Below are 4,085 nucleotides of genomic sequence, written 5' to 3' on the forward strand. Positions count from 1 at the left end.
GGGTCGCCTCGGCCGGTCGTCCCTGGCCGGTCGCCTCGGCCGGCCATCCGTGGCCCCGGTCCTCCTCGGCCGTCGACGGTCTCGGAGCGTCAGGCGGTTCCGGCCCCGTCCACGGCGATGACCGCGCCGCTGACGAAGGCGGCGGCGTCGCTGGCGAGGAAGGCGACGGTCTGGGCGATGTCCCGGGGCCGGCCGATCCGGCCGAGCGGGCGGTCGGCGGCGTCGGTGTAGAACGAGGCCGGGTCCTCGCCGAGTTGGCGGGCCTCCTCGGCGAGCATGCCGGTGTCGGTGTCGCCCGGGCAGACGCAGTTGACCCGGATGTCGTCCGGCCCGTGGTCGATGGCCATGGCCCGGGTCATGTTGACCACGGCGCCCTTGGAGGCGCAGTAGGAGACGGCCCGGCCGCCGCCCTTGATGCCCCAGCCGGAGCCGGTGTTGACGATGCTGCCGCCGCCGTTCGCGGCCATCAGCGGCACCACGAGGCCGCTCAGCAGCATGATCGAGCGGACGTTGACGGCCATCACCAGGTCCCAGTCCTCGTCGCTGATCTCGGTGACGGTGGAGCGGCGGATGATGCCGGCGTTGTTGAACAGCACGTCCACGCCGCCGAGTCGGTCGACCACGGTGCCCACCGCCCGTTCGCAGTCGGCGCGTCGGGAGACGTCGCAGCGGACGAAGGCGCCGCCGGTCTCCTCGGCGGCCTGTTCGCCGCGTTCTTCGTCGAGGTCCAGGAGGACGACGGCGGCGCCGAGTTCGGAGAGCAGGGCGGCGGTGGCCCGGCCGATGCCGGAGGCGGCGCCGGTGACGATCGCGCGCTTGCCGTGCAGGTCGATCATGGGGGAGCTCCTCTACAGGGTCAGACGGAGAGGCGGTAGACGGCGCCGGAGCGGCGGCCGGTGATCACTCGGACGTGCCCGGCGAGGGCGTCGTCCAGGGCGGGGTCGCCGGTGTCGAGCAGCAGTGGATGGCCGGCCAGGGCGGCGAGCTTGGCCTCGGTGGCGAGCACCAGCAGCCGCTCCCGGCCCGCGGCGCGCAGCAGTTCGGGGGTGAGCTGCTGGTTGCCGCGGCCGAGGAGGAAGCCCTGTCCGCCGATCGGGGAGAGGGCGATGAAGGGGGTGTCGGGAAGGGCGCGCAGCTGGTCGGCCCGGGCGTCGCGGATCAGGACCCGGGCGGCGGTGGCCAGGCCGTCGGTGTGGCCGGGGCCGAGGGCGCCCCCGGGGCCGAGCCGCAGCAGGTCGACCCCGGTCAGGCTGGCGCCCGGTGCGCCGAGCGCGGTGGCCACCGCGTAGGTGGTGCTGCCGGGCCCAAGGATCAGCAGCCCGCCGGGGCCGACCCGCTCGGCGACCTCGGCGGCGATGCCGGCCGGTGCCCCCGGAGCTGCCGGTCTTGCGCTGCTGCACCCGGGTGGGCAGCACCGGGACGGTCAGCCGCCCGTACAGCCGGGCGGAGACGAGGCCGGCCCGCAGCGCGGTCTCGTCCCGGTCCACCACCTCGGCGGCCTCCAGGTGAACCCCGCGGCCGGCTGCCCAGGCGGCGGTGACCTCGGCGGCGGCCCGGGGGTGGACGGCGAACACGGCGGAGTGCATCTTGACCCCGGCCGGGATGCCGAGCACGGGCAGGCGCGGCTCGGGCCCGAGTGCGTCGAGCACGTCGCGGGCGGTGCCGTCGCCGCCGCAGAACAGCAGCAGCCCGGCGCCGGCCGCGGCCAGGGCGCGCACCGCGGCGCGGGTGTCGGCGGCGGTGGTCGCCGCTCCGGCGGGCCGGTGCACGACGCGCGCGGTACGGCCGGCCGCCCGCGCCGCCTCGGCGCCCATCGGGCCGTCGGCGGTGATCAGCTCGACGTCGTCCGGCAGGTGGCGGAGCGTCAGGACGGCCCGCTCGAAGGACTGGGGGCGGGCCCCGAGCGCCAGGGCCCGGCGCTGGACCTCGGTGCCATCGCTGCCCTGGAGGCCGACCCGCCCGCCGAGGCCGGCGACCGGGTTGACCACCAGCCCGATCCTGGGTCCGGCGCCGGGCCGGGCCGGGCGGTGGCGGCCGCCCGTCGGTGCGGACGTCACGGCTGCTCGCCGAGGACCTTGCGGCGGTAGGCGCGCCAGCTGACGGACCAGAGCGCCGGGTCGTCCAGCGGCTCGTGCCGGATCCGGTGCACGGTGGAGTTGTGCGGGGCGGTGCGGACGGTCTCCGGGTCCTCGTACGCCTCGCGGGCGACCTCGGCCAGGATCGCCGCGTACTCGTCGAGGTCGGCCCGGGAGTAGGACTCGGTGGGCTCCAGCGTCATCGGCTCGGGGACGACGTGGGGGTGGTGGCTGGTCCAGTAGTGGGTGCCGTAGTCGGCGGCGCGGTAGCCGAGGTCCTCGCTGTGCAGCCCGGTGTCCTCGGCGAGTTCCCGCCAGCTGTAGCGGACCTGTTCGACCCGGGGGCGCCCCTCGGCGTACGGGACGCCGACGCCGCGGATCCGCCGCACCTGGTGCAGCAGGTAGTTGTTGTTGAGCACGGCGGTCTCGGCGACCTCGCGCAGCCCCTCGGCGCCCAGCGCCATGATCCAGGCGTAGGCGCGGACCAGGTTGGGCACCACGCCCAGGTACGGGCGGATCTTGCCGACCGAGTCCGGCCGGTCGTCGTCCAGGCGGTACCGCTCGCCGTCGAACTCCACGGTGGGGCGCGGCAGGTAGGGCGCCAGCTCGGCGGTGACGCCGCAGGCGCCGGCCGCCGGGCCGCCGCAGGCGTGCGGGGTGGAGAAGGTCTTGTGCAGGTTGAAGTGGCACAGGTCGAAGCCCGCCTCGCGGGCCCGGGTGATGCCGAGGATGCCGTTGGCGTTCGCCTGGTCGTAGGCGCACAGGCCGCCGGCCTCGTGGACGATCCGGACGAACTCGGCGATCCGGGGGTTGTAGATGCCGGTGTCCTCGGGGTTGGTGATGAGCAGCGCGGCGGTGCGGGGGCCGACGGCGGCGCGCAGCGCGTCGATGTCGGGGTAGCCGTCGGCGTCGGGGTGCAGGGTGATCACCCGGAAGCCGGCGGTCTTGGCGCAGGCGGCGTTGGAGGGGTGGGAGAAGGCGGTGGTGATGATCTCGTCGCGCTGCTCCGGTTCGCCGTGGGCGGCGTGGTAGGCGCGGATCACCGAGACGTTGGTCCAGATCGCGGCGGAGCCCGCGCCGGGCTGCAGGCTGACCCGGTCCATGCCGGAGATCTCCTTGAGCAACTGCTCCAGCCGGTAGGCGAGTTCGAGGACCCCCTGGACGGTCGACGGGTCCTGGGCCGGGTGCAGCGCGGCGATCCGGGGGTCGCGGACGAAGGCGTCGTTGACCTTGGGGCTGTACTTCATGGTGCAGGTGCCCTGGCCGACGTCCACGTTGAGGTCGGCGCCGAGGTTCTCCTGGGAGAGCCGCAGGTAGTGCCGGAGCACCTGCTGCTGGCCCAGCTCGGGCAGGGCGGGCGGCACACTGCGGCGCAGCGCGGCGGGCAGCCGTTCGGCCGGGTCGCCGACGGCGGCGGTGACGGCGGCCTCGGGCAGCGGGGGCAGCACGCCGCGCTCGCCGGGCGTGCCCAGCTCGAAGACGAGCTTCTCGTCCCAGCGGGCCTGGTGGAAGCGGCGCAGGGCGGGTTTGGGGGCGATGCGCGGGTCGGTCCGGCTGTCGGTCATTTGACGGTCTCCTGGAGCGCGTCGGCGAGGCGGTCGATGTCGGCGCGGGTGTGCAGCTCGGTCACGCAGTAGCGGCCCTCGTCGGCCGCGGCCGGGGTGCCGCCGTGCAGGCCGAGCGCGAGCAGGGCCTCGGCGATCTCGGCGGCGGTGCGTTCGCCGGTGTAGCGGACGGTGAAGTCGGCGAAGTGCACGGCCTCGGGCTCGACCGGTTCGACCCCGGGGACGCGGGCCAGGCGCTGCCGGGCGTAGGCGGTGTTGGCGAGGATCGTCGTGCCGATCTCGCGCATGCCGTGCGGGCCCATCAGGGTGAGGTAGACCCCGGCGGCGATGCCGTGCAGGGCGGCCGCGGTGCCGACCCACTCCTTGCCCTCCTCGCGCAGCGCGAAGGAGGTGCGCTCGTACGCGACGTCGCCGAAGCCGTACTCGCCGGGGACGTCGGTGGGGA

The 4,085-nt window shown here is 75.3% G+C and carries 3 protein-coding genes and 2 pseudogenes; all 5 read right to left on the bottom strand.

What is annotated here, in order from left to right; translation table 11 throughout:
- Positions 1–89: 89 nt before the first annotated feature.
- Entirely contained in the window at positions 90–836 is a 747-nt protein-coding gene (locus ACFRMQ_RS38920) for an SDR family NAD(P)-dependent oxidoreductase (protein ID WP_380735624.1), read from the bottom strand.
- A gap of 20 nt (positions 837–856) precedes the next feature.
- Positions 857–1,282: a hypothetical protein gene (locus ACFRMQ_RS38925; RefSeq protein WP_380735625.1), complete on the bottom strand. Its 426-nt coding sequence runs from the start codon at positions 1,280–1,282 to the stop codon at positions 857–859.
- A gap of 307 nt (positions 1,283–1,589) precedes the next feature.
- Positions 1,590–2,057, bottom strand: a pseudogene (locus ACFRMQ_RS38930) (NAD(+)/NADH kinase); the annotation flags it as partial.
- Positions 2,054–3,640 (bottom strand): aminomethyl-transferring glycine dehydrogenase subunit GcvPB, encoded by a 1,587-nt coding sequence (gene gcvPB, locus ACFRMQ_RS38935; protein ID WP_380735626.1) that lies wholly within the window; start codon positions 3,638–3,640, stop codon positions 2,054–2,056. The pseudogene ACFRMQ_RS38930 and the gene gcvPB, both read right to left, overlap by 4 nt.
- Positions 3,637–4,085: pseudogene (locus ACFRMQ_RS38940) on the bottom strand (aminomethyl-transferring glycine dehydrogenase); the annotation flags it as partial. The pseudogene ACFRMQ_RS38940 and the gene gcvPB, both read right to left, overlap by 4 nt.

Origin of the sequence: Kitasatospora sp. NPDC056783 (assembly GCF_042789895.1) — a bacterium.
Lineage (GTDB): Bacteria > Actinomycetota > Actinomycetes > Streptomycetales > Streptomycetaceae > Kitasatospora.

What these genes read in the sequence shown, in the direction of transcription:
- ACFRMQ_RS38920 (WP_380735624.1), bottom strand. Translation starts at nt 836, where the DNA reads ATGATCGACCTGCACGGCAAGCGCGCGATCGTCACCGGCGCCGCCTCC.
- gcvPB (WP_380735626.1), bottom strand. Translation starts at nt 3,640, where the DNA reads ATGACCGACAGCCGGACCGACCCGCGCATCGCCCCCAAACCCGCCCTG.